Annotated in this window: 25 protein-coding genes; 17 read left to right on the top strand and 8 right to left on the bottom strand. The window is 55.8% G+C overall.

Annotated features, from left to right (window positions below; all coding sequences use genetic code 11):
• Positions 1-127: 127 nt before the first annotated feature.
• The 8 genes from F552_RS0115320 (at position 128) to gloA2 (ending at position 7,216) form a co-directional block, all read left to right on the top strand.
• Positions 128-730: a TRAP transporter small permease gene (locus F552_RS0115320; RefSeq protein ID WP_018152643.1), complete on the top strand. Its 603-nt coding sequence runs from the start codon at positions 128-130 to the stop codon at positions 728-730.
• On the top strand, positions 727-2,007 hold the full coding sequence (locus F552_RS0115315) for a TRAP transporter large permease (protein WP_018152642.1): 1,281 nt from the start codon (positions 727-729) through the stop codon (positions 2,005-2,007). The genes F552_RS0115320 and F552_RS0115315 overlap by 4 nt, the downstream gene beginning before the upstream one ends.
• A 144-nt stretch (positions 2,008-2,151) precedes the next feature.
• Entirely contained in the window at positions 2,152-3,480 is a 1,329-nt protein-coding gene (gene nhaA / locus F552_RS0115310; protein WP_018152641.1) for a Na+/H+ antiporter NhaA, read from the top strand.
• Between the two features lie 126 nt (positions 3,481-3,606).
• Positions 3,607-4,938, top strand: a complete 1,332-nt coding sequence (gene miaB / locus F552_RS0115305) for a tRNA (N6-isopentenyl adenosine(37)-C2)-methylthiotransferase MiaB (protein ID WP_018152640.1) — start codon at positions 3,607-3,609, stop codon at positions 4,936-4,938.
• A gap of 55 nt (positions 4,939-4,993) precedes the next feature.
• Positions 4,994-5,947 carry a PhoH family protein gene (locus F552_RS0115300; RefSeq protein ID WP_018152639.1) on the top strand — a complete coding sequence of 318 codons (954 nt, stop codon included), beginning with the start codon at positions 4,994-4,996 and terminating at the stop codon, positions 5,945-5,947.
• Positions 5,948-5,965: 18 nt separating this feature from the next.
• Positions 5,966-6,337 carry a DUF5329 family protein gene (locus F552_RS0115295; RefSeq protein WP_018152638.1) on the top strand — a complete coding sequence of 124 codons (372 nt, stop codon included), beginning with the start codon at positions 5,966-5,968 and terminating at the stop codon, positions 6,335-6,337.
• Between the two features lies 1 nt (position 6,338).
• Positions 6,339-6,827: an rRNA maturation RNase YbeY gene (gene ybeY, locus F552_RS0115290; protein WP_018152637.1), complete on the top strand. Its 489-nt coding sequence runs from the start codon at positions 6,339-6,341 to the stop codon at positions 6,825-6,827.
• On the top strand, positions 6,827-7,216 hold the full coding sequence (gene gloA2 / locus F552_RS0115285; RefSeq protein WP_018152636.1) for an SMU1112c/YaeR family gloxylase I-like metalloprotein: 390 nt from the start codon (positions 6,827-6,829) through the stop codon (positions 7,214-7,216). Before ybeY ends, gloA2 begins: the two co-directional genes overlap by 1 nt.
• Here the strand turns inward: gloA2 and F552_RS0115280 are convergent.
• Both F552_RS0115280 and F552_RS0115275 read right to left on the bottom strand, forming a co-directional pair.
• Entirely contained in the window at positions 7,198-8,406 is a 1,209-nt protein-coding gene (locus F552_RS0115280) for an amino acid aminotransferase (protein WP_018152635.1), read from the bottom strand. The genes gloA2 and F552_RS0115280 overlap by 19 nt on opposite strands.
• Positions 8,399-9,265, bottom strand: a complete 867-nt coding sequence (locus tag F552_RS0115275) for a DMT family transporter (RefSeq protein WP_018152634.1) — start codon at positions 9,263-9,265, stop codon at positions 8,399-8,401. Before F552_RS0115275 ends, F552_RS0115280 begins: the two co-directional genes overlap by 8 nt.
• A 177-nt stretch (positions 9,266-9,442) precedes the next feature.
• On the opposite strand from F552_RS0115275, the gene F552_RS0115270 reads away from it, so the two are divergent.
• Both F552_RS0115270 and F552_RS0115265 read left to right on the top strand, forming a co-directional pair.
• Entirely contained in the window at positions 9,443-9,934 is a 492-nt protein-coding gene (locus tag F552_RS0115270) for an Lrp/AsnC family transcriptional regulator (protein WP_018152633.1), read from the top strand.
• Positions 9,935-10,030: 96 nt separating this feature from the next.
• On the top strand, positions 10,031-11,284 hold the full coding sequence (locus F552_RS0115265) for an HD-GYP domain-containing protein (protein WP_018152632.1): 1,254 nt from the start codon (positions 10,031-10,033) through the stop codon (positions 11,282-11,284).
• A gap of 20 nt (positions 11,285-11,304) precedes the next feature.
• Here the strand turns inward: F552_RS0115265 and F552_RS0115260 are convergent, their stop codons facing one another.
• Both F552_RS0115260 and F552_RS0115255 read right to left on the bottom strand, forming a co-directional pair.
• Positions 11,305-12,189 (bottom strand): pirin family protein, encoded by an 885-nt coding sequence (locus F552_RS0115260; RefSeq protein ID WP_018152631.1) that lies wholly within the window; start codon positions 12,187-12,189, stop codon positions 11,305-11,307.
• 181 nt (positions 12,190-12,370) lie between these two features.
• On the bottom strand, positions 12,371-13,585 hold the full coding sequence (locus F552_RS0115255; protein ID WP_018152630.1) for an HD-GYP domain-containing protein: 1,215 nt from the start codon (positions 13,583-13,585) through the stop codon (positions 12,371-12,373).
• A gap of 212 nt (positions 13,586-13,797) precedes the next feature.
• Here F552_RS0115255 and F552_RS0115250 point away from each other — a divergent pair, with 212 nt between their 5' ends.
• From F552_RS0115250 to cysN, 3 genes are all read left to right on the top strand, one after another.
• Complete coding sequence (locus F552_RS0115250) at positions 13,798-14,175, top strand: YidB family protein (RefSeq protein WP_018152629.1); 378 nt, start codon at positions 13,798-13,800, stop codon at positions 14,173-14,175.
• A gap of 188 nt (positions 14,176-14,363) precedes the next feature.
• Positions 14,364-15,263, top strand: a complete 900-nt coding sequence (gene cysD, locus F552_RS0115245) for a sulfate adenylyltransferase subunit CysD (RefSeq protein WP_018152628.1) — start codon at positions 14,364-14,366, stop codon at positions 15,261-15,263.
• A complete protein-coding gene (cysN, locus tag F552_RS0115240; RefSeq protein ID WP_018152627.1) occupies positions 15,263-17,038 on the top strand; it encodes a sulfate adenylyltransferase subunit CysN in 1,776 nt (591 codons plus the stop codon). Before cysD ends, cysN begins: the two co-directional genes overlap by 1 nt.
• A 307-nt stretch (positions 17,039-17,345) precedes the next feature.
• Here the strand turns inward: cysN and F552_RS0115235 are convergent, their stop codons facing one another.
• The 4 genes from F552_RS0115235 to waaC form a co-directional block, all read right to left on the bottom strand.
• Positions 17,346-18,119, bottom strand: a complete 774-nt coding sequence (locus tag F552_RS0115235; protein ID WP_156802346.1) for a transporter substrate-binding domain-containing protein — start codon at positions 18,117-18,119, stop codon at positions 17,346-17,348.
• A 190-nt stretch (positions 18,120-18,309) separates the two neighbouring features.
• Entirely contained in the window at positions 18,310-20,433 is a 2,124-nt protein-coding gene (gene recQ, locus F552_RS0115230; protein ID WP_026182790.1) for a DNA helicase RecQ, read from the bottom strand.
• Between the two features lie 5 nt (positions 20,434-20,438).
• The gene (waaA, locus tag F552_RS0115225) at positions 20,439-21,728 is read right to left on the bottom strand and encodes a lipid IV(A) 3-deoxy-D-manno-octulosonic acid transferase (protein WP_018152624.1); all 1,290 of its coding nucleotides are present in this window, start codon (positions 21,726-21,728) and stop codon (positions 20,439-20,441) included.
• Entirely contained in the window at positions 21,728-22,702 is a 975-nt protein-coding gene (waaC, locus tag F552_RS0115220; RefSeq protein WP_033375827.1) for a lipopolysaccharide heptosyltransferase I, read from the bottom strand. Before waaC ends, waaA begins: the two co-directional genes overlap by 1 nt.
• Positions 22,703-22,785: 83 nt before the next feature.
• On the opposite strand from waaC, the gene F552_RS0115215 reads away from it, so the two are divergent.
• The 4 genes from F552_RS0115215 (at position 22,786) to atpB (ending at position 25,871) form a co-directional block, all read left to right on the top strand.
• Positions 22,786-23,568: a glycosyltransferase family 2 protein gene (locus F552_RS0115215; RefSeq protein WP_018152622.1), complete on the top strand. Its 783-nt coding sequence runs from the start codon at positions 22,786-22,788 to the stop codon at positions 23,566-23,568.
• Positions 23,565-24,572: an NAD-dependent epimerase gene (locus F552_RS0115210; RefSeq protein WP_018152621.1), complete on the top strand. Its 1,008-nt coding sequence runs from the start codon at positions 23,565-23,567 to the stop codon at positions 24,570-24,572. The genes F552_RS0115215 and F552_RS0115210 overlap by 4 nt, the downstream gene beginning before the upstream one ends.
• A gap of 124 nt (positions 24,573-24,696) precedes the next feature.
• Positions 24,697-25,062 carry an ATP synthase subunit I gene (locus F552_RS0115205; protein WP_018152620.1) on the top strand — a complete coding sequence of 122 codons (366 nt, stop codon included), beginning with the start codon at positions 24,697-24,699 and terminating at the stop codon, positions 25,060-25,062.
• Between the two features lie 5 nt (positions 25,063-25,067).
• Positions 25,068-25,871: a F0F1 ATP synthase subunit A gene (atpB, locus tag F552_RS0115200; RefSeq protein WP_018152619.1), complete on the top strand. Its 804-nt coding sequence runs from the start codon at positions 25,068-25,070 to the stop codon at positions 25,869-25,871.
• The last annotated feature ends 20 nt before the right edge of the window (positions 25,872-25,891 follow it).

Here is a 25,891-nt window from a genome sequence, read left to right as displayed (position 1 = left end):
TGACGTCAGATTTCGGGCTGGACACTTTCAACGTGGGGGCCAGTCCGGGAGTTAGAGTCCCGCTCAGGCGGGCTCCTTTTTCCTCATGGTCTGGTGTGTTCAAGAAAACCTATTAGAGGAGGCAGTCATGAAATGGCTAGATAAGCTGGAAGAAACATTCATTGCGTTTCTGATGGCTGGTGCAACCGCGATCATTTTTATGGCGGTGCTGCAACGATTTCTGTCAGGTGTGGCCTGGATGGGCATCCAGGACTACTTTATTCAGCTTGACGTAAGCTGGGCGCAGGAGCTTTGCATCATCATGTTCGTATGGATGGCCAAGTTTGGCGCAGCCTATGGCGTGCGCACTGGCATTCATGTAGGGGTTGATGTACTGATCAACCGCCTGTCTGACAAAAACCGCAAGAAATTTGTCCTGTTGGGACTTGGGGCTGGGGCTCTGTTTACCAGCATCATTGCGACCATGGGGGCCGAACTGGTCTTTCATGTGCGTGAAAGCGGTTCAACCACCGAAGTGCTCGAATGGCCACAGTGGATTATTTATCTGGCCATTCCGCTGGGCTCTTCCCTGATGTGTTTCCGATTCTTGCAAGTGCTGGTGAGTTTCATCAAGACCGGTGAGTTGCCAAAACATGACCACGGCCATGTAGAGGGAATGGAAGACATTTTGGATGAAGCGAATCTGGTCCCGCAAGACATGAAGCACGGCAAGCAAGGAGACCAAGCATGAGTGCGCTGATTATTCTCACTATCCTGATCATCCTGATGTTGACCGGGATGCCGGTCTCGATCTCACTCGGGTTGACGGTATTAACATTTTTCTTCAGTTTCTCGAATGACCCCATGACAGTGGTTGCCCAAAAACTGTTTACCGGTATCGAGAAATTCGAAATCATGGCCATTCCTTTCTTTATTCTTGCGGGTAACTTCCTGACACATGGGGGGGTGGCCAAAAGAATGATCAACTTTGCAACGTCACTCGTAGGACATTGGCACGGAGGCCTGGGGTTGGCGGGCGTGATGGCATGCGCCTTGTTTGCTGCCGTTTCCGGCTCCAGTCCGGCCACCGTGGTTGCCATTGGCGGATTGATTCTGCCTGCCATGGTCAAGCAGGGCTTTCCCAAAGGATTTGGTGCTGGCGTGATTACCACGAGCGGGGCGTTGGGTATTCTGATTCCTCCTTCCATCGTGATGGTTATGTACTCGGTAGCCACCAATACATCGGTTGGCAAGTTATTCATGGCTGGCGTGATTCCGGGTCTGATGCTGGCGCTGTTTTTGGGGCTAACCACCTGGAATCTGGCCCGCAAACATGATTACCCGCGCATGCCGAAGGCAACCTGGGCAGAGCGTGGCAAAGCCTTGCGTGAGAGCTTCTGGGGATTGTCACTGATCGTGATCGTGCTAGGTGGTATTTACAGCGGCAAATTCACACCGACCGAAGCGGCTGCCATGAGTGCGGTATATGCTTTCTTTATCGCTGTTTTTGTCTACAAGGACATGTCGCTCAAACGGGTTCCCAAGGTATTGCTGGACTCGGCCAACATGAGTGCAATGCTGCTGTATATCATCACCAATGCTGCACTGTTCTCTTACCTGATGACCAGTGAAAACATTCCACAGGCGTTGGCAGGCTGGATGATTGGTCAGGGTTTGGGCAAGATTGCCTTCCTGCTGTTCGTCAATATCTTGCTGCTACTGGCAGGTAATGTGATGGAGCCTTCCTCCATTGTCTTGATCATGGCGCCGATCCTGTTCCCGGTGGCCATGCAATTGGGGATCGATCCGGTACACTTCGGCATTCTGATCGTGGTCAATATGGAGGTCGGCATGTGCCATCCTCCGGTTGGGCTGAACCTGTATGTGGCTTCCGGTATCACCCGCATGGGTATTTCCGAGTTGACGGTCGCCGTGTTGCCTTGGCTGCTGACCATGATCTGCTTCTTGTTGCTGGTTACGTACGTACCCCAAATTTCACTTTGGTTACCTTCGTACCTGGGGATGTAGTCAATGTTATAGCAGATGCTTTGCCATCAAGCCTCGCAGCCTTTGGGCTGCGAGGCTTGTGCTACCTGCAATACCGGTTTTTGCACGCAAACCAAAAAAGCCACGTAAAATGATTTGCAGCTAACTCAACCGCATAGACCCATCATGCCAAAACACCATCAACATGCCTTGCTGCGACTGATTGTTGCGCCGTTCGAACGCTTCATGGCGTCCTCCATGGCCAGCGGTTTCCTGCTGGTGCTGGTAACGCTGTTCGCGCTGGCCTGGGTCAACTTTCTGGATGAAGAAAGCTACCACCATCTGTGGAATACCACCATCACCCTCGGCGTAGGGCACTGGTCATTCGTGCAGACCTTGCACTTCTGGATCAACGACGGTCTCATGGCCCTGTTTTTTCTGCTGGTCGGGCTGGAAATCAAGCGCGAACTACTGGTAGGAGAGCTGGCCTCCCCGCGCAAGGCGGCACTGCCGGTGGTGGGCGCCTTGGGTGGCATGCTGGTACCGGCCCTGTTTTTTGTGTATTTCAACCAGGGGTTGCCGACCGCCTCCGGGTGGGGCGTGCCCATGGCCACGGATATTGCCTTTGCGCTGGGCGTAGTTACCCTGCTGGGGCGACGGGTGCCGTTTGGCCTGAAAGTCTTTCTTACCGCATTGGCCATTGTCGATGATCTTGGTGCCGTGCTGGTGATTGCCTTCTTCTATACCAGTCAGTTACATACCGGCATGCTGATGGCGGCGCTGGCGGTTTTGCTGGTGCTGTTCGTGGCCAACCGGCTGGGTGTGTATAGCCTGCTGTTTTACTGTTTAGGGGGCGTGTTGCTGTGGTGGTTCACCTTGCAGTCCGGTGTGCATGCCACGCTGGCCGGCGTGGCCCTTGCCATGGTGATTCCGGCGCGCCAGGCGGCATCACCCGGCATGTTTTTGAGCGAGGCCCAACGCCTGCTGGCCGATCTGGCTGAGCGGCAGCCGGACAAGCTGAAGCTCTTGAGCGATGCCAAAGCCATTGACGTGATCAAGGGGCTGGAAGAGGGCTGCGAGCTGATACAGCCACCCTTGCTGCGCATGGAGAACCACTTGCACCACGTGGTAGGCTTTCTGATCATGCCGCTGTTTGCGCTGGCCAACGCCGGCGTGGTGTTCCACGGTAGCCTGCCAGACCACCTGTTATCACCGCTGGGTGCTGGTATCGTATGCGGACTGGTGCTGGGCAAGCCGCTCGGCATTGTGCTGTTTTCGCTCCTGGCTCGCTTGTTCAAACTGGTCGAACTGCCTGCGGATGCCACCGTGTCGCAATTGATCGGCGTCGGTTGCCTGGGGGGCATCGGCTTTACCATGTCGATCTTTATCGCCGGCTTGGCCTTCCCGACACCGGCGATGCTGGAAAGTGCCAAAGCCAGTATCCTGCTGGCGTCGGTACTGGCCATTTGCATCGGGACGCTCTGGCTACTGTTGTGTAAAAGACGTGACGGATAAGCCAACCCGGCCTACCCGCATCAAATTGGGCAGACACTTTTCGTGCTTGTGGTAAAATCGACCAATTTAATCAAGTATTTGTAGCGCAACCGTGTGTCGAGCAGGTTGCCCTAAGGTTGGTCGCACATGAGCAAGAAAATCTTTATCAAAACCTTCGGTTGCCAGATGAACGAGTACGACTCGGACAAAATGGCCGACCTGCTGAATGTCTCCGAGGGCCTCTCCAAGACGGATAATCCCGAAGAGGCCGATGTCATCCTGTTCAATACCTGTTCTGTGCGTGAAAAAGCGCAGGAGAAGGTGTTTTCCGACCTGGGTCGTATCCAGCATCTGAAACAGCAGAATCCCGACCTGATCATCGGCGTAGGTGGCTGTGTGGCTTCGCAAGAGGGCGACACCATCATCAAGCGTGCACCGTATGTGGACGTGGTGTTTGGCCCGCAAACCCTGCACCGTCTGCCAGAGCTGATGAACGAACGCCGCAAGACCGGTGTCTCCCAGGTGGACATCAGCTTCCCGGAAATCGAAAAATTCGACAAGCTGCCACCGGCGCGCGTGGAAGGCGGTTCTGCCTATGTATCGATCATGGAAGGCTGCAGCAAGTACTGTACCTACTGCGTGGTGCCGTACACCCGTGGTGAAGAGGTGTCTCGTCCGTTTGACGATGTGCTGACCGAAGTCGCCAGCCTGGCGATCCAGGGCGTCAAGGAAATCACCCTGCTGGGCCAGAACGTGAACGCCTACCGTGGCAAGATGGCCGATGGCGAGATCGCCGACTTTGCCATGCTGCTGGAGTACGTGCACGATGTGCCGGGCGTAGAGCGTATTCGCTATACCACCAGCCACCCTAACGAAATTACCCAGCGTCTGATCGACTGCTACGCCAAACTGCCCAAGCTGGTGTCTTTCCTGCACCTGCCGGTTCAGGCAGGTTCGGACCGCGTGCTGTCCGGCATGAAGCGCGGCTATACGGCGCTGGAGTACAAATCCGTGGTACGCAAACTGCGCGCTGCCCGTCCGGATCTGAGCCTGTCGTCTGACTTTATCGTTGGCTTCCCGGGCGAAACCGAAGAAGATTTCGAAAAAACCATGAAACTGATCGAAGAAATCGGTTTCGACCAGAGCTTCTCGTTTGTGTACAGCGCTCGTCCGGGTACACCGGCAGCAGACCTGGCTGACGACACGCCACAGGACGTCAAGCTGGCCCGTCTGGCCCGTTTGCAAACCCGTATCAACCAGATGGCGCGCGAAATCAGCGACAGCATGGTGGGTTCGGTTCAGCGCGTCATGGTCGAAGGCATCAGTAAAAAGAACAGCGAAGAACTTTCGGCACGGACAGAAAACAACCGTATCGTGAACTTCCCGGGCAACCCGCGCCTGATCAACCAGTTCATCGACGTGCGCATTACCGCCGCCAACCCGAACACCCTGCGCGGGGAAGTGGTGGTTGCCGAGTAAACGGTGCGACCGGGTAAACCGATTGCGTCATAGACAGTTATAAGAAAGACACCTGTTGGCCATATTAGATCTGGCATTTACGCCTGTAGACAACCTGAAGCTGGCGCATCTGTGCGGTGCGCTGGATGAGAATCTGCGTCAGATAGAGAACGGCATCGGGGTGCAGATTACCCGGCGCAACGAGAAGTTTTCGGTGGAAGGTGCGCCGGACAAAACTGCCCAGACCATCGAGTTGCTGCAGGCATTGTATGCTCGTGCCGGCCGGCCGATCGAGATCGAGGAAGTCCAGCTGGGCATCATCGAGACGCTGCGGCCGGATTTGTCGGGCCCGGATGCCGCCTCTCCGGTGCTGCTGACCCGGCGTCCGGACTTGCGCGGACGTACCCCGCGTCAGGCCGAATACCTGCGTGCCATCCAGAATCACGACATTACCTTTGGCATCGGGCCAGCCGGTACCGGCAAAACCTATCTGGCCGTTGCCAGTGCCGTAGATGCACTGGAGCGCGATCAGGTCAAACGGCTGGTGCTGGTGCGTCCGGCGGTGGAGGCTGGCGAAAAGCTGGGCTTTCTGCCGGGGGATCTGGTGCAGAAAGTCGATCCGTATTTGCGCCCGCTTTACGATGCGTTGTATGACCTGATGGGCTATGATAAGGTGCAGAAATGCTTCGAGCGGCATCAGATCGAAATTGCACCGCTCGCGTTCATGCGCGGCCGTACGCTCAATCATTCGTTCATCATTCTGGACGAGGCGCAAAACACTACTCCGGAACAGATGAAAATGTTCCTGACCCGTATCGGCTTTGGCAGCAAGGCTGTCGTCACCGGTGACGTGACCCAGATTGACCTGGACCGTCGCCAGAAAAGCGGTCTGATCGAGGTCAAGTACATCCTGAACGATGTGCGTGGCATCTCGTTCCATCAGTTCCTCGCCGAGGACGTGGTACGTCATCCGCTGGTACAGCGGATCATCCAGGCGTACGATGCACACAAACTGGCATCCGGACATTAGCCGGTTGCAAAGGCACACATGAACCCCGCTCCATGGCGCTTGACCGGATTGATTGCCGTACTGCTGCTGGCGTCGCCCGCGCAGGCGGCAGAGTCGGTCGTCACACAGGAAGTCCAGCATCTGCTGACTTTTGTTGCTGCCTCCGGCTGCACGTTTGTCCGTAACGGGACATCGTATGCCGCAGACAAAGCCAGCGAGCATTTGGCCAGCAAATACACCTACATCTCTGGCAGGGTCAAACGTGCCGAAGATTTCATTACATATACGGCGTCAGCCAGCTCCATCACCGGCCAGCCCTATCTGGTGCACTGCCCCAACAAAGCAGAGCAGACCAGTCGTGCATGGCTGACCACCGAGCTGCTACGCTACCGTCAGCAAAGGAACCCATAACATGGCAAAGTCCGCACTGGAACTGACCATTCAATACCAGGTACCGCAAGCCGGCCTGCCTGGGCGTGAGTTTTTCCGCAAGATCGCCAAAGCGGCGCTGCTACCGCCGCTGGTGGCTGAAGTCACGCTGCGTATCGTCGATGAAGAAGAGGGACGTACGCTGAACCATGAGTATCGTGGCAAGGATTACGCGACCAATGTGCTGACGTTTACCTTTGACGACGACATGCCAGTCATCGAAGGTTTGCCTGTGATGGGCGACATTGTCATGTGCGCACCGGTGGTGGCCAAAGAGGCTGCCGACCAGGGCAAAACCCTGGAAGCCCATTACGCCCATCTGCTGGTGCACGGCATGTTGCATCTGCAGGGGTTCGATCATCTGGAAGATGAAGAAGCTGAGGAAATGGAAGGGCTGGAAACCCGCCTGCTGGCAGATCTTGGGTTTGCTGACCCTTACGCGGCTGAAAAAACCGGGGCCATTGACGACTGATGCTGACCGGTATCCACCACGCGGCCATTATCGTCAGCGATTACGCCGTTTCCAGGCATTTTTATACCGAACTGCTGGGGCTGGCCGTGATTGCCGAAAACTACCGGGCAGACCGGGACTCCTGGAAGCTGGATTTGCTATTGCCGGATGGCGGACAGGTCGAGCTGTTTTCGTTTCCCAATCCGCCTGCCCGTGTGTCCCGCCCGGAGGCCAGCGGTTTGCGCCATCTGGCCTTCAGTGTGGATGATCTGGATATGGCCATTGCCCGCCTGACGCATGCGGGCGTGGCTGTTGAAACCACACGGGTAGACCCCTATACCGGGGCTCGCTTCACCTTTTTTGCCGATCCGGACGGTTTGCCCCTCGAGCTTTACGAAACCATTTCCTGATCCAGCGCATCGGTGTGCAAGGTGCTGACCAGTGCCTGCGCCAGATACGGCAGGTTCTTTTCTGTTAGTCCCGCCAGATTGATGCGTCCTGCATCTGTCCCATAAATCCCGAACTCACGCCGTAACTGCTGCATCTGCGGCTTGTCAAACGGCAGCAATGAGAACATCCCTTTGTGATGGCGAATCGCCGCCAGAGCAGGGTAATCCCCCAATGCGGCAATCTGGTCGGTCAGTGCATGTCGCAACTGCCGGATGCGCAGGCGCATCTGCTCCAGTTCGTCCATCCATAGGGCGTTGAGCGCCGGGGTATGCATGATGCGTGCAGCCACGGCCGCCCCGTGGTCTGGCGGCATGGAATAATTGCTGCGCGCCAGGTTCTCCAGCAGGGACTGGATATGGGTACGTGCAGTCGGCGATTTGCCTATTACCATGGCGCATCCGGTACGTTCGCAATACAGCCCCAGATTTTTCGAGCAACTGGCCGCAATCAGCACCTCATCCAGCGTTTCTGCCATGTGTCGCAAGCCGGTCGTATCGGCGGTCAGTCCATTCCCCAAGCCCAGATAGGCAATATCGATCAGGGGAACCAGCCGTTTTTCTTGCAAGAAGGCACTCAGGGTTGCCCACTGGTCTGCGCTCAGGTCTACGCCGCTCGGGTTGTGACAACAGCCATGCACCAGGACCACATCACCCGGTTTGGCCTGTGCCAATCTATCCAGCATGGCCGCTTCGTTAAGCGCGCCATGTGGGTCCAGGTACGGATAGTGGCGCACCTGCAGCCCCGCTTTGCGGGCAATCGGCTCATGGTTGATGTAGCCCGGGTTGCTGATCCATAACGTGGCGTCAGGGTGGATGCTGGCAATCATGTCGCACAACAGCCGTAGCGCACCGGTACCGCCAACCGTTTGCACGGTGGTGGTACGCGGATGCAGGGCTGGCGGCAACAGCAGGTGGGTCATGGCCTGATTAAAGGCGTCGTTGCCGGTCAGTCCGCGGTAGCTTTTGGAGTCCCCTTCGCTGGCCAGCAGGGTTTCTGCCTGCTGTACCGCCCGCAGCGTCGGGGTCTGTCCGTGCTCGTCCCGATACACCCCGACAATCAGGTCCAGTTTATCGGTACGCAGGTCTGCACGATAAGCCGACAACATCGCCCACAACGGGTCCGGCTGGGCTGGCTGAATGAACTCAAGCATGTTGTGCTCCTTTGCGTGAAAAGGTCAGATTGGCGACGGCGACGCCCGCGGTGATCAACAAGATGCCGGCCATGATGGTGGCTGTCACCGGTTCGCCCATCAACGGTATGGCGCACAGGGTGGCCAGTGCCGGCGTCAGGGAGCCGATCAGGGCACTTTTTTCGGCTCCCAGCTTGCTGATGGAAAAGCCATACGAAAAACCGGCAATCAGGCCAACCCCCACGCCTTGCAGCAAAATGAACGGCAGGGCACTGTGCAGCGAAAAATGTCCCAGATGCGTCGGTACGGCACCGCTGAGCAGCAACAGGCAGATCATCAGGAAGGAGGGCGTGCACAGCAGCAGGTTGCAGCTCAAGGCGTCCAGACCGGATTTGCGGATGCCCAGCGTGTAAATCCCCCATAGGGCACTGGCACCTAGCAGGTATAAGGCGCCGCTCAGGACATGGCTTTGCAGGTGGGTCAGTTGCTGCCAGAGCAGTGCCGCAATACCGCCCAGAATGAACAGCAAGCCCAAGACGCGATGGCGGGTGACAGTCTGGCGGAACAGCAAGACGCCAAACAGGGTCACAAACAAGGGCGCGGTGCCGGCCACCAGTGCACCGACATACGCGGTAGAGGTGGCAGCCCCTCCCCATGCGGCGGCAAAGAAGAACGGTAATCCGCCGCCCGCCAGAATCATGAGCATATAGCGCGCAGGGACTTTGCGAATCTCGGCCCAGCGCTGCTTCAGTAGCGGTAACAACAACAGGCCCGGGATGCCAAACCGCAGTAGCGCCACGTCAGCTGGTGCCAGCGGGGATTTGCCAATGGCACGAATGCTCAGGGCGAATCCGGTCCAGATGCCGAGCGTGACCAGCATCGAAACATATCCCGGCCATTTGGGTAAGGTGGGTGCTAGGGTGCCTTGGTGTGCCATTTCATCCCCGATACGGTAAAAGGTATGAGGTATTTTATGTTTTGCTTGTTGGAATAGGTTTGCATATGGATGTGCCAATTGGTTATATTGGGGTAATAAATTCTGCTAAAGGTGGTTAAAGTGAAAAATCATGCCTCAATCGAGCTGGACCGCTTGGACCTGCGGCTACTGCAGGAAATCCAGCAGGATGCCCGACTGACGACGGCTGAGCTGGCCGAGCGCATTTCGCTGAGCGCATCGCCGTGCTGGCGGCGCCTCAAGCGCCTCGAAGAAGAAGGGGTGGTTGAGGGCTATCATGCCCGGCTCAATGCCGAGCAACTGGGGTGGGGCGTGACGGCCTTTGTGCATATCATGATGGAAAACCACAGTGCCGAACTGTGCACCCAGTTTGAAGAAACGGTCCGCCATATCCCGGAGGTCATTTCCTGTCACAATATTTCGGGACAATACGACTTTCTGCTGCAGATTGTGGCGCGCGACCTGCAAAGCTTTGGCGAGTTTGCCCGCAAGACCATCCGCTCATTGCCCGGTATCAAGGAAATCAACTCCAGCTTTTCGCTGAAAGAGGTCAAAACCGGTAATGCCTTGCCGGTCGAGCCCTCAACGGCCTGATAGTGGCCGCAGCTCAATGGTTTGCAGTAGCTCAATATTTGCGATCTGCTATGCTGGTACTGTCACTGATTCAGCCCGGGTAATAAAGGTTTCCCCTTGATACTGTCATTCCACAAAAAAGTCGCCTTGCAGATTGCAGGAATCTCCCTGTTGCTGGCCTGTATTGCCAGCCCACTGGCGTGGTATGTGGCGCGCGAGAACGCAGAAGAAAATCTGGTGGAGTTTGCAATGGAGGAAAGTCATCGCTTGCTGATGCATCAGCCGGGCATTCCCTTGCATGGGCCAGAGGATGTCAAAAGGCACGCGACGGAAGCCGCGCATTCCTTGACCGGGGGGCTTTTCGAAATAGCCGAAATCTATGATGTCAAAGGGGCCAAGCTGGCAGAAGGCAAAACCGATGACGGCGAGCGGCTGGAGGCACTGCTGCCGCATCATACGGCACCGCAATATGCCAAGCCCTATTATGAAAGCCGCCATCTGCCGGATGGTTTATGGACGCTCAGGGTATTTGTCCCGCTAGAGCGGACCGGCAGCATTCCCTACGGTTATTTTGAAGGGGTGCGCCTGGTGCCCGAGTGGCAAAATGCCCAGATACGGGATGATGCGTTTAGTGTTGCGCTGATGGTCGGGCTGGCTTCATTGCTATGCGGGGGGATTTTGTACCCGGTGGTCATCCGCCTGAACCGAGAAAACGAGCACAAAGCCCAGGAAATCCTTACTTCTCACTTGTCGATGATGGAAGCGCTCGGTCGCGCCATTGCCAGACGAGATTCCGACACCGGCATCCATAATTACCGGGTGGCCTGGATGGCCGCCAAGCTGGCAGAGGCCACTGGCGTGCATGGCTCGGACATGCAGGCATTGATTGCGGGCAGTTTTCTGCACGATGCCGGCAAGATCGGTGTGCCGGATGCCATTTTGCTGAAACCCGGCAAACTGACCGATGAAGAAATGCAGATCATGCGTACCCACGTCAACATGGGCGAAGAGATCATTAGCGGCGCGGGCTGGCTGGATGGCGCCAAGCACGTGGTGGCCTCGCATCATGAGAAATGGGATGGCAGCGGTTATCCCAAAGGTGAATCCGGCACGGCCATTCCGCTGCCGGCAAGGATATTTGCCATCGTGGATGTGTTTGATGCCCTGTGCTCGAAGCGTCCCTACAAAGCCCCCATGAGTCTGGAGGCGGCTTTGCAGGTATTGCGTGAAGGCGCCGGTACGCACTTCGACCCGGCGTTGCTGGCCCGGTTTGTCGACATGGCGCCCGCGATTTTCCAACGGCTGGCGGGTGCCTCAGAGGAGGAGATCAAGTCGCTGATGGCCGACATGGTGCACCGGCACTTCGACTGATCTCCCGTGTTGCAGCCGGTTTAGAATTTGCCGGACTGGTAGTCCATAAAGGCTTGCTCCAGTTCGGCACGCGTGTTCATCACAAACGGACCATATTGGGCAATCGGTTCATTGAGCGGATGCCCCGCCACCAGATAGATACGCACCGGCGTCTCCTTGGTATTGGCTAGTGTCACCCCGTCTGCGGCTTGGTTATCCAGTAGTGCCATCGTCTGCATGGCTACCGGCTGGTCGCCGATCATCGCTTCCCCGTCAAACACATAAGCAAAGGCATTGTGACCTGCCGGAATTGGCAGGTGAATGCGGCTACCCGCTGGTAGTGTCAGGTCGACCAGTAACGGCTCGGTGTGCGGCTTTTCAACCGGCCCCACCAGTACGCCGATCCGGCCGGCAATCAGCGCCCCACTGACGCCCGTCTGAGTCCGGAAATGCGTCAGCGACTCATACGGGATATCCTGATAACCCGGTGTGGTCATCTTGTCTTTGGCTGGCAGGTTCAGCCACAGCTGAAAGCCTTGCATCCGGCCTTCTTTCTGTTGCGGCATCTCGGAATGGATAATCCCCTTGCCAGCGACCATCCACTGTACGCCGCCAGTTTCCAGCAAACCCGCACCCCCATGGTTATCCCGATGCTGCATGCAGCCGGCAATCAGGTAGGTAACGGTTTCAAAGCCGCGATGCGGATGGTCCGGAAACCCGGCGATATAGTCGTTTGGGTTGTCTGAACGGAATTCGTCCAGCATCAGGAAAGGGTCCAGACGTCGCTGCAAGTCTTGCGTCAGCACCCGCAGCAAGCGCACGCCGGCACCATCCGAGGTGGGCATGCCGCGGACAAGACGTTCGACACCGCGGCTGGTGCCGCTTTCAGGCAACGACAAAAGTGTTTGTTCAACGGTCGTGTTCATGTGGGTCTCCGGCGGGTTAAGTCCTGGCCATCTTGGGCCAGTGGCTAGCACTACGGCTAACCATGCGATGTACACAGACTACCAAGTTCTGACCCGGGGAGTAAGGGGGCGCCGCTGGATTGATTGTTCTGTAAATGGAACAATCCAGGCCAGGGAGGTGCTACATGACCTTACCCGGTCTCTAGACGATATAGCGCATCGGATCGATGTTCCATTTGACCGGATCTTCATGGCTGACAATCTTGTCGCCACCGCCAAACCCAAGCGGCTTGGACAGGTCGACTTCCTGTACCGGAATGAAGGTGTTTGATTTGGTACTGAACATCACTTTGAGCTTTGGCGTCAGCATGTTGGTGTCGCTTTGCTCCGTCACTACCCCGATCCGGCCGCTTTCCAGCCGAACCAGCGTACCCACCGGATAAATGCCCACCGTACGCATGAACGCCTGCATCAGCTTGGGGTTAAAGTGGAACTTGCTCCACTCCCACATTTTCTTCAAGGCCTCGGTGGGCGGGATGCCTTTGTGATAACAGCGGTTGGCGGTAATCGCATCGTACACGTCTACAATGGCCGCCATTTGCGACAAGGTTGTAATCTGGTCGCCCGGCAGTTTGTCCGGGTAGCCGCTGCCATCCATGCGCTCGTGATGATGCCGGGTAATGTCCAGCGGAATCTCGCCTACCCCTGGAGTTTCCAGCAACAAGGCATGCCCGTCTTCCGGGTGCTTCTTGATGATGTCAAACTCCTCATCCGTCAGTCGGCCCGGCTTGTTCAGGATATGGTCCGGCACCTTCATCTTGCCGGTATCGTGCAGCAAGCCACCAGCACCGGCTTCGCGGATCAGGTTGGCATCCATGTTCAGCGAGTTGCAAAAAGTCACCATCAGCGTACACACGCTGACAGAGTGCAAAAAGGTGTAATCGTCTTTGTTCTTGATTCGCAGCAGCGAGACCAGTGCGCCACTGTTGCGCATGATCGAACTGGTGATTTCCTCGACCAGCGGCACCACGTTCGTGACATTGATGGCGTGCCCCAGCCGGACATCCCGCATCACTTCCCGCACAATCTTGGAGGCTTGCGCGTGAATCTTGCGCGCCTTTTCCATTTCTTCTGCGACAGACACACGGATGATCTGCGGCTGCTCCTGCGCCATCTGGAGCATTTCTTCATGAATCTGGGCGTCGGCTTCTTCCTTGGTCAGCGCATCGGCAACATCCAGTCCCTTGTCTGTGTCGATATACATTTCGTGAATGCCTGCATCCCGAATCTTCTGTATGTCGGCATCACTTTTGATGACAAACTGGTTCCGGGCAAAAGGATGTGACATCCAGTCACAAATCAGGTCGTGCAGGAACATGCCCGGTTTTAGCTGGTCAACATTAATTTTTTTGATCATGGGAACTGGGGGTCTTTGCGCATAATCCCAGTATAGTAGTTTTATAGCGACATTCTAGGCAAATGCTTTAGACAAACTTTTTAACAATTGCCCGCTCGTGTTTGGACACTTGTTTTTTTACCTGTCTGTAATGTAGGGTACTTATCATGAGCTGTCGCAGGGTGGTATCGGGTATTGGTTGATAAACGCAGCAGGGTTTACAGGAGAGTCTCATGGGATTATTTGATCAGCTAGGTACATTGCTAAATGGCGAGGGTTCTGGTCCATTGGCTGCCGTAAGTGACCTGATTGAGCAGCAAGGCGGTATTGGCGGGCTGGTGAGCCGTTTTCAGGAAGGCGGTTTGTCGGAGATTGTATCGTCCTGGGTGAGCACGGGGGATAACCTGCCCATTTCGGCAGAGCAGATCCAGCAAGTGATCGGTCAGGGCAAGCTGGCGGATATCGCGAACCAGCTGGGCATTTCACCGGAAGAAGCCAGCGGTCAGCTGGCCAATCTGCTGCCAGGGGTGATTGATAAACTGACACCCGGCGGCAATTTGCCAGACGCAGCCGGCGGTTTGCTTGGTCAGGTCAAATCCCTGTTTGATTAATCACGCGTCTCGTGAGCTGCGGGTGGCGTTTGCGCCGCCTGCGGCCGTCTCTGGTCCTGGCAACAGGGCTGCCCGCATACATAGATTTATATAACAAACAGTTATTAGCTCATGCCATCTTGATCGATGGAATGGGTGGTTTTACGTTATAATTTCACTTTTATTGTATCTTGCAAGTGGCGAATTCAATGACACTGACCCACCTCCAGCGGCTTGAGGCTGAAAGTATCCACATCATGCGTGAAGTGGTCGCCGAGTGCGACAACCCCGTCATGCTCTATTCCATCGGCAAAGACAGCGCGGTGATGTTGCATCTGGCACGCAAGGCATTTTTCCCTGCCGTGCCACCGTTTCCGCTGCTGCATGTCGATACGACCTGGAAGTTCAAGGCCATGTACGAAATGCGTGACCGCATGGCCAAAGAACTGGGGATGGATCTGCTGGTGTACCAGAACCCGGAAGCCGAGGCCCTGGGCATCAACCCGTTCGAACACGGTTCGCAAGTGCATACCGACATGTGGAAAACCAATGGCCTGAAACAGGCGCTGGACAAGTATGGGTTCGACGCTGCGTTTGGTGGTGCTCGCCGCGATGAAGAAAAATCCCGTGCCAAAGAACGGATTTTCTCGTTCCGTACTGCGCAGCACCGCTGGGACCCAAAGAACCAGCGTCCAGAATTGTGGCACCTGTATAACACCCGCAAACTTAAAGGCGAGTCGATCCGCGTGTTCCCGTTGTCCAACTGGACCGAGCTGGATATCTGGCAGTACATCTATCTGGAAAATATTCCGATCGTACCGCTGTACTTCGCGGCAGAACGCCCTGTGGTTGAACGCAACGGCACCCTGATCATGGTAGACGACGAGCGTATGCCATTGCAGCCGGGCGAAGTCCCCATGATGAAACACATCCGTTTCCGCACGCTGGGTTGCTACCCGCTGACCGGTGCGGTCGAATCAACTGCAGATACCTTGCCAGCCATCATTCAGGAAATGTTGCTGACCAAAACGTCTGAACGCCAGGGCCGCATGATCGACCACGATTCAGCCGCCTCCATGGAAAAGAAAAAGCAGGAAGGTTATTTCTGATGGCACACGTATCTGATCTGATTGCCACCGATATCGAGCAATATCTGAAGAGTCACGAACACAAGAGCCTGCTGCGCTTCATTACCTGCGGCAGCGTGGATGACGGCAAAAGTACCCTGATCGGCCGCTTGCTGTACGAATCCAAAATGCTGTTTGAAGACCAGCTGGCTGCCATCGAGGCAGACTCCAAAAAATGGGGTACGCAAGGCGGTGACATCGACTTCGCCTTGCTGGTCGATGGTCTGGCGGCCGAACGCGAACAGGGCATTACCATTGACGTGGCCTATCGCTTTTTCTCGACCGATCGCCGCAAGTTTATCGTGGCAGATACCCCGGGGCACGAGCAGTACACCCGCAACATGGTAACTGGTGCGTCTACTGCCGATGTGGCTGTCATCCTGATCGATGCCCGCCGTGGCGTGCTGACCCAGAGCCGTCGTCACAGCTATCTGGTGTCGTTGATCGGCATTCGCCATGTGGTGTTGGCCATCAACAAGATGGACCTGATGGACTATTCGCAGGAAGTCTACGATCGCATCGTGGCCGAATACCGCGAATTTGCCGCCCAGATCGGCCTGCAGGATGTCACACCGATTCCGATGTCTGCGCTGAAAGGCGACAACATCGTCGACAAGAGCGATGCACTTTCCTGGTACACCGGTCCAACGCTGATGGAATATCTGGAAACGGTTGAAATCGACGAAGCCCGCATGCAGAAATCGGCTTTCCGCTTGCCGGTACAATGGGTCAACCGCCCGAACCTGGATTTCCGCGGCTTTACCGGTACTGTGGCCAGTGGCGTCATCAAGCAAGGGGATCGTATTCGCGCCCTGCCATCCGGCAAGGAAAGTACGGTTGCCCGCATCGTCAGTTTTGATGGCGATTTGCCGCAAGCCATTGCCGGTCAGTCCATTACCCTGACGCTGGCCGATGAAATCGATATTTCCCGCGGCGATGTCATTGCCGCGGTGGATACGGCCCCGGTCATTGACAGTGCATTTGAAGCAACGATTGTGTGGATGCATGAAACAGCCATGCAACCGGGCCGTCCGTATTTGCTGAAAATCGGTGCACGCACAGCCACCGCAACCATCAATGCCATTGATTACCAGGTCAATGTCAACACGCTGGAGCGCTCTACGCCGGCAACGCTGGAGCTGAATGCCATCGGTGTCTGTTCACTGACCTTGGACCGCAGCATTGCGTTCGACCCTTACGCGGATAACCGTGATACCGGCGGCTTTATCCTGATTGACCGTCTGAGCAATACCACGGTGGCAGCGGGTCTGATCAACCGCGGCCTGCAAGGCGAGCAAAAACTGGGCACGGATGGTCCGGCAGATCAAAATACCCGTGCTGCACATCTGGGTCAAAAACCGGTCACCTTGTGGCTGGCCGGCGGTGATACGGATGCGCGCCATGCGCTGGGTGTGGCGGTCGAGAAAAAACTGCTGTCTATCGGCATGCACACCTATCTGCTGGAAAGCAGCCAGATTGCCAATGCGCTGGGTGCCAGTGGCGATTATGCACAGGCCTTGAACCAGCAAGCCGGCATTGCTGCCCTGATGCTGGATGCCGGGCTGGTCGTGGTTGTGGTCGCGGCAGAAGGGGCCATGCTGGAACATACGGCACTGGTCGCCAGCCTGAAAGGCCAAGGCGTGCTGGTATCGCTGGATGAGCCCGTCGCCAATGGCATACAGCTGGACTTGAGCATCGGCCAGGACGACGTGATTGCCGCTCTGCTCCAGGCCTTGCAGGACAAAGGCGCACTCTAACCTGGGTCTTGCCGTAGTAAAAAAGAAAAGCCCCGTTCTGTCTGGACGGGGCTTTTTACCTTGGGGCACAAGGTCAGTGAGTAGCAGGGTCACATCAAGTCGCCATGTACCACTAAAAAGAAGTGGTAGAGCTACAAGCAGGGAGGGCAACCCGCTCTACCACCCTTTGAAAAGCATTGCTTGATGATCTCGTTGCTACTAATTTCACTGTAGAAGGTTTTTGAGAAAAAAACAGGAATTTTTTGTGCAGCTGGCAGGCAAGTGACTAATCACCTTACTGCCAATATGAACAGTGCAGTGATGGCGGCTAACGGGTTTTTTTCGGTGTGGCAGGCGTCGCTGGCAACACCGGTGGTGCCAGCCATTCCGGCATGAGTCCGGGCGGGCCCTGATAACCAAGCGGCACCAGATATTTCCGTGTCAGCGATTCATACAAAGGCAGATAGCGCACTCGCTCAAGCTGTGCGTCAAACTGGTCCCGGATGGCCTGATCCTTGAACTGGACAGAGTAATTGGTGCTGGGAAAGAGGTAATAAATCGCCAGGGGCTGGGTCACATCCACCTGTTTGCTGGCAATGGGGTTGGATGCCCTGAAAATGTACAGGTCCGAAATCACCACATCGGTATGGTGTCCATACAGAAGGTGGTTTTGCAGGATCTGGGGCGAGACCTCCTGATAATTGGGGTTGCTAGCCACGCTGCGGGCAAAGGCGTCCCCCAGATTGATATGCGCATTCTGGAAGGCGGCGACCCGGTGTTGTCCGAGGTCAGCCAGGCTGCCAATCAGCAGTTTGCTACTGGCCAGCGTAATGGCGACATTCTGGTAGCGGATATACGCTTTGGAGGTATACCCCGGTAGGGTGGCGCCGCCTTTTTTGACATTCGAAATCCCGTCCACAGCGCCACTCTCCAGCAGCAACAGGGTACGCTTGTTGGGGACGAATACCGGCTCCAGTTTGTAGCCCATGTCCTGAATCATCTGCTTTAACAGATCATATTCTACGCCGCACCGGCAACTGCTACTGCTGTACGGGAGCTTGCTGTCGCTAAAGGCAATCTTCAGGACGCGGGGCGCACTCATTGACACCAGTGGCTGGCAGGCCAGCCAACAAGCAAGCAAAAAGAAGAGGGCCCGCAGGGGCGAGGCAATGGACATGAGCGCGGCTTTGATGAATCGGTAAGTAAAGGGTTACATCTTTCATCATAACGCTAAAACCAACCAAGGCAACCGATACAAAATCAAATGCAGTGCCTGTCGTGAGGCAATTATCTTATTTCTGCAACATGCCGGTTTTTACGCAACGCAGCAAGCCATAACTGAATTCACCGTCCAGGGCATCAAACGCTGGTTTCAGACGCATGTCTTCGTCAGCTGAAACCAGGACGGTTTCAATGCGGTTCAAGGTTTCCGGGTCCAGTTGGGTTGCCGTACTGACATCAATCATGCCTGCCGCAATCCCGGCACATAAATGGTTGTACACGGTCTCGGCAGACAGTCCGCGGCTGTTGGCTACCGCTACAGCCGAACGTCCGCTTTTGACTTCGGCAATGCTAAGCTCCGAAGACTCGTTGATGACCGGTTTCATCGCCACCGGCCTGCCATATTGCGCGTGATGCTGCTCAATCTCGTCAATGAAGGCTTGCCCGTAACGCGCGAGCTTGCTGTCACCCACCCCGAACAGATTGCGCATGTCCTCCAGCGTTTCTGGCCGGCGGTCGAGCATATGCCGCAGGGTAGTGTCCCCGAAAATCATGTAAGGCGGGATGCCTTGTGCTTCGGCCAATTGCTTGCGCCGTCTGCGTAGTGCATCCCACAGCATGGCTTCTGCCTCATCGCGGAAACGGAAGCCACTGTCGCTGGCCGCTTTTTTGGCTTTGGCACTGGCCTTGCGGAGCGTCAGGCGCACGTCACCTTTTAGCAAGGGTTTTGCCCGCTCGGTCAGATGCAGCGCACCGTACTGTGCCGGGTCGCTGTCAATCCAGCCGCCGGCCAGCAACTGGCGAAAAACCGCCCGCCAGCTGGCCTCGGGCAAGTCCTGACCAATGCCAAACGTACTCAGTTTTTCGTGCTGATGCTGCGCCACTTTTTCTGTCGATTTGCCCAGCAAAATATCCGTGACATGCCCAGCCCCGAACCGCTGTCCGCTGCGGTAGATGCACGACAGCGCTTTTTGCGCCGCTTCTGTCGCATCCCAGGTTTCCGGTGGAGTCAGGCAGTTATCGCAGTTGCCGCAAGGCTGGCTGTTTTCGCCAAAGTAGCCCAGTAGATGCTGGCGCCGGCAGGTGGTGCTTTCGCACAGGCCTAGCATCGCGTCCAGTTTCTGCCGTTCCAGCTGACGCTGGGCTTCCGGCAGATCGCTATTGGCCATGATTTCCCGCTGCAGCATCACGTCCTGCATGCCATACAGCAGCAGGGCTTCCGAGGGTTCTCCATCCCTACCGGCCCGGCCGGTTTCCTGATAGTAACCCTCGATACTCTTGGGCAGGTCCAGATGGGCGACAAAACGGACATCCGGTTTGTCGATACCCATGCCAAAGGCGATGGTGGCCACCATCACAATGCCATCATCACGCAGAAATTTCTGCTGATGCAAGGTACGGGTTTTGATGTCCAGCCCGGCATGATAATGCAGCGCCGCAATGCCTTGCGTTCTGAGCCATTCCGCCGTGTCTTCAACCCGCTTGCGCGAGGCACAGTACACAATGCCGGCTTCCTTGGGGTGGCTGCGGATGAACGCCAAAAGCTGGTCCTTCGGCTTCTGCTTCTCCATGATCCGGTAGCGGATGTTCGGGCGGTCAAAGCTGGTCACAAAGTGTTCGGCATCGCTTAACCCCAGTCGCTCGGCAATGTCGTCACGGGTGTTGCGGTCAGCCGTGGCAGTCAGGGCAATGCGGGGCACATTCGGCCAGCGTTCATGCAGTACCGATAACTGGCGGTATTCTGGCCGGAAATCGTGTCCCCATTGTGAGACGCAATGGGCTTCGTCAATGGCAAACAGCGCAGGGGTGACTTGCCCAAGTAGTGACAAAAATCGCTCGGTCAACAAGCGTTCCGGTGCAACATATAGCAAGTCCAGTTCACCTTGGAGCAATTGCTGCTCGGTCAGCCATGCGTCACGGCTATCCAGTGTCGAGTTCAGATAAGCCGCCCGCACCCCCAGTTGGCGCAAGGTGTCCACCTGATCTTGCATCAAGGCAATCAAGGGGGAAACGACAATGCCGCAGCCAGGGCGGATCAGCGACGGAATCTGGTAACACAGCGATTTGCCGCCACCGGTCGGCATCAAGACCAGTGCATCGTCACCACGGGCTAGTGTCTCAATAATGGCTTGCTGCTTGCCGCGAAACGCCGGATAGCCAAAGGTATGTTGCAGTACCGAGAGTGCTTGGGTCATCGAGGTCACGGCGTGATCCGGCCAAGGTGTGGCGGCAGCGCCGGCAGTATCTGTACAACACGTTCGGCGGCACCCCGATGCTGTCGGGTAAACGTCAACCCGGCCTCACGCATGCTGGCAAGATGCTCGGGTTCGCTCAGCAACACGCTGGCTGTCGACAAGGCATCTTCCATATCCAGAACCTCGCGGGCGGCTTCACTGGCAACTGCCAATTGTGCGGCTTCGGCAAAGTTAAACATGTGTGGCCCCAAGAGCGTCGGGCATCCCGCTGCTGCTGCCTCAATCAGATTCTGGCCGCCCAGGGGCAACATGCTGCCGCCGATCAGTGCCAGCTGACTGGCGGCATACCAGGCATACATTTCGCCCATGCTGTCGCCAAGCACCGCGTTAATATCAGCGCCCAGCGGTACTGCCAGATCAGCCGAACTTCGGCGTGACCAATTCAAACCGGCATCCGTCATCAGCAGTGCGACCTCATCAAACCGCTGCGGGTGGCGAGGGACGATCACCAATAAGGCTTGCCGGGCGATGCGATGGCGCACCCAGTGAGTCAACAGCAACTGTTCTTCCCCTTCGCGGCTGCTGGCAAACAAAAATACGGGACGCTTGCCAAGCCAGGCTGCTAGTTGCTGACCAAGCATCAATTGGGTAACGGGGGGCGTAAGGTCAAACTTCAGGTTGCCACACACATGTACGTGCTGCGCCCCTAGCGCGGCAAAGCGTTCGGCATCCGCTTGTCCTTGTGCGGCAATGGCAGAAAAGCGGCACAGGGCAGGGCCAATCAGCTTGTGCCATTTGCGGTAACGCAGGGCGGAGCGTTCAGACAAGCGGGCATTGACCAGAAACAGCGGCACATGCGCGACGGCGGCAGCGTGACACATATTGGGCCAGATTTCCGTTTCCATGATCAGTCCCAGCGCAGGCTGAAAGTGGCGTAAAAAACGGCGCATCGCAAACGGATAATCATAGGGCAGGGTAACGATAGTCGCAAACTCGCCATACAGACTCTCGGCCGCTTGCCGACCGGTGGCGGTCATGTGGGTAATCACCAGATGATAGGCTGGATAGTGTTCGCGCAGTTTGTCCACCAAAGGTTGAGCCGCCCGGGTTTCGCCAAGCGACACGGCATGCAGCCAGATCACCGGCTGCTGTGGCTCGCTAGTACGATAAACGCCAAATCGCTCGGCAATAAACCGCTTGTAGCCGGGCTCTTTGCGACCGCGCCACCAGAGCCGTAGCGGGATAACCGGTAACAGCAGAAACCAGCAGGCCGTGTAGACAAACCGACGCCACATCACTCGGTCACCTTGCGGCTATCCAGTGCTGCCAATACATGCTGCAAGACTTCATCGAACGAGGGCTGTTGCTGAACGCCGCCCAGATTGGCTACGTATTGGTCGCCAATCACACCGGCGTGGTTCGGGTCGCTATCGCAAAAAATCGCAATGGTCGGGGTTTCCACTGCATTGGATATATGGGTAAAGCCGGTATCCACACCGATGGTCACTTCCGCGCGGGACAGCATGGCCGTTGCATCCATCAAGGTCAGTTTGGGGGCCACGATAGCGCCGGGCAACTGGCTGGCAATGCGCTCGGCCCGCTCGCGCTCGGCATGGCTTCCCCACGTCAGGATGCTTTGCAACCCTGTGGCTGCCAGTGCCTGACCAAGGCGGATCCAGTTCGGTTCATGCCATTCCTTGGCCGCGCGGGCGGTATTGACCAACAGGCAGGCGTATGGCCCGGCGGGTAGCCACGCCAGCGGATGATCTACATTCCGGATGCCATAGCGGATGGCCTCATCCGGGGTATATCCCAGCGCCAATCCCGCCAGTTTCCGGTTCTTGGTAATCACATGGTCGGTTTTCGGGATGGCAAATGTCCGGTCATAAAAGGGGAGCGCAAACCGGTCACGGATATTGGTTTTGTCAAATGCGCAAGATGGCCCACGGGCCCGCTTGCATACCCATGCACTTTTCAGCAGACCTTGCGGGTCAATGATCGCATCGTAACGATCCTGGTCGAGGCGCTCAAGAAACGCACGGATTTCTGCATGTATTGCCGGTGACCACAGGCGCTTGCGCCAGCGACGGATGGCAATTGGCAATACGTGGGCAACACCAGGATGCAGCCGGGGCAATTCGGTATAAGCCTCTTCCGCAACCCAGTCGATCTGTGCGTCAGGGAAGTGCGTTTTGATGTCTGTCACCACCGGCAGGGTATGGATCAGATCCCCCATGGATGACATGCGGACAAGTAAGATATTCGGCATGTGCAGCATTGTACCGGAGCTTAGGGGTATAATCTCGGGCAAAACCGAATTCACGCTCAAAAACCATTCACAGGCTTTCATCAATGGCCAGCATTCCGGATGCACCCAAGCCGCTGTCGGCAGTATTGATTACCAAAAATGCAGGCGCGCATTTGTCTGCCTGTCTGACTTCGCTAGCGTTTTGTGACGAAATCGTCATTGTCGACTCAGGTAGTACTGACAATACCGAAGCCATCGCCACACAGTTTGGGGCAAGATTCATTTTTCAGGAATGGTTGGGGTTCGGGCCGCAAAAGCAGTTCGCGGTCAATCAGGCCAGGCACGACTGGGTGCTGTGTCTGGATGCGGATGAATCCGTCAGTCCACGCCTGGCTGCAAGCATTCAGGTGGCACTGACACGCAGTGATTACGCTGTTTATCGTATGCCGCGCTGTAACCGGTTTATGGGGCGTTGGTTAAAGCATGGGGAAGGCTATCCGGATTACAACATCCGTCTGTTTGATCGCCGTCAGGCACAATGGAGTGCCCACACCGTGCACGAGCATGTGGTCACCCGTCAACCGGTGGGAACGCTGTCTGGAGACCTGATGCATGATTCCGCCGATGACATCTCCGTTTATCTGGACAAGCAAAACCGTTACACCACACTACAGGCTGCGGCACTGGTTGCTCAGGGCAAAGTGCCTACAGTCAGCAAGATGCTTTTTTCCCCGTTATTAAGAGCGTTCAAAATGCTGGTACTCAAAGGGGGCTGGAAAGACGGCGCCGCCGGGCTGGTACATATCAGCATCGGCTGCTTCAACAGTTTTATCAAATATGCAAAGGCAAGAGAACTTGCCCGCCAGAAACAGGAACACAACTCATGAAAATACTGGTTACCGGTGCTGCCGGGTTTATCGGCATGCATGTTGCCGAGCGTCTGCTGGCCAGAGGCGATGAAGTTGTCGGTATAGATAACCTCAATAGTTATTATGATCCGGCGCTCAAAGAGGCTCGTCTGGCGCGTCTGACCCCGCATGCCAATTTCCGTTTCGAGAAAATGGACATTGCCGATGCCGCACCATTGATGCTGTTGTTTGCCAAAGAAAAATTTGATGCCGTCATCAACCTGGCGGCCCAGGCGGGTGTGCGGTACTCGCTGGAAAACCCGCGGGCCTATGTCGCCAGCAATCTGACCGGGTTTGTCAATGTGCTGGAGGCGTGCCGTCAATACCCGGTGCGTCATCTCGTTTATGCCAGTTCCAGTAGCGTGTACGGCGCCAACCAGAAAGTCCCGTTTTCGGAGTCGGACTCGGTAGATCATCCGGTCAGTCTGTATGCAGCCACCAAAAAATCCAATGAACTGATGGCTCATACCTATAGCCATCTGTTTAATATATCGACCACGGGTCTTCGGTTCTTTACGGTCTACGGACCCTGGGGGAGGCCTGATATGGCTTACTGGTCCTTCACGAAAAAGATTCTGGCAGGAGAAACCATCCCGGTCTTTAATCATGGACAATTAAGGCGAGACTTTACTTACATCGATGATATTGTCGAAGGTATCATTCAGGTGTTGGACCGTCCGGCTACACCGGATGCCGAATTTGACCGATTGGCCCCCCAGCCGGCAACCAGTTTTGCACCTTATCGGGTGTTTAATATTGGCAACCACAACCCGGTGCCATTGATGACGTTCATCGAAACGCTGGAAAAAGTGCTGGGCAAAGTCGCCAACAAAGAATTTTTGTCAATGCAACCGGGCGACGTCGAGGCAACCTATGCCGATACCGAGCGGTTGCAGCAACTGTGCGGCTTTGCGCCGTCTACCTCGTTGGAGGACGGGTTGATGCGGTTTGCGAAATGGTACGAAAACTACAATATTTCATAGCATTGTCATGTAACTCATTGAAATTCAATAAGGGAAATGCCTGATAAGTTTGACGGGAACTACTCATTTTCGCTATAATCCAGCGGTTTTTTAGCCCACAGAAAATTCAAGAAGGGTCTAGCGAGTGAATAGTGCCAAAGCAGGTAAGGTGATTTTGTTGCAACTGGCTCTCACGTTAGCGGTGGCGGTTCTTGCGGGTATGTTTTCTGGCTGGGTTGCAGCAATTTCTGCCATGGTTGGCGGTGCAATTGCTGTTGTTGGTGCGGTGGTGTACGTGAAAGTAGCGTATGCTGTGCCGCTGGCAAGTCCGCAAGTGCTGATGAGGGCGCACTTCCGGGCCGAAATGTTCAAGTTGCTGGTAACGGCAATCTTGTTTGCGCTTGTATTTATGGGATTAAAAGGGGTGGCTGCACTATGGGTGTTTCTTGCCTTTGCAGCGGCTTCCGCAGCCTACTGGCTGGTACTGGTATCTATTAAAAATAACGGGTAAGTCTTATGTCTGAAGTACAACACGAACCAGCAAACGCTACCGAGTATATCAAGCACCACTTGACGTTCCTGACGTCAGATGAGGTTAACCATACCGGTTTTCACCTCGATACCTTCTGGATTGCTTTGGTATTGGGTCTTCTGTTCATCGGCATTTTCAGCTTGGTGGCTCGTCGCGCCAGTGTGGACAAGCCAGGTCGTCTGCAGTGTCTGATCGAAATCATTGTTGAAATGGTGGATACGCAGATCAAGGATGCATTCCACGGCAAGAGCAAAGTCATTGCGCCTCTGTCCCTGACGATTTTCTGTTGGGTGTTCCTGATGAACGCCATGGACTTCTTGCCGGTTGACCTGCTGCCATGGCTGGCTAAACACCTGTTTGGCATTCACTACCTGCGCGTTGTACCAACCGCTGACGTGAACCAGACCTTCGCCATGTCCATCTCCGTGATGTTCCTGATCGTTGGCTTCTCGATTGCAGCCAAGGGTGTGGGCGGTTATGTGAAGGAGTTGTTCACTGCGCCTTTCCATGCGTCCGGTACTGCCATGACCATTGTGCTGGCACCTATTAACTTTGCATTCCAGTTGATCGAACTGGTGGCAAAACCAATTTCTCTGGCGTTGCGGTTGTTCGGTAACATGTACGCTGGCGAACTGATTTTCATCCTGATTGCCATGCTGCCAATGAGTGCGCAATGGATTCTGGGTGGCCCATGGGCAATCTTCCACATTCTGGTGGTTACCCTGCAGGCGTTTGTGTTCATGATGTTGACCATTGTTTATCTCAGCCTTGCTGTAGAAGACCATTGATCAGGATCTGACAAGAGTTA

It is taken from the genome of Leeia oryzae DSM 17879, from assembly GCF_000376945.1.
Lineage (GTDB): Bacteria > Pseudomonadota > Gammaproteobacteria > Burkholderiales > Leeiaceae > Leeia > Leeia oryzae.
The sequence above is the reverse complement of the archived record's forward strand: the minus strand, read 5'-3'. Positions and strand labels throughout refer to the sequence as shown.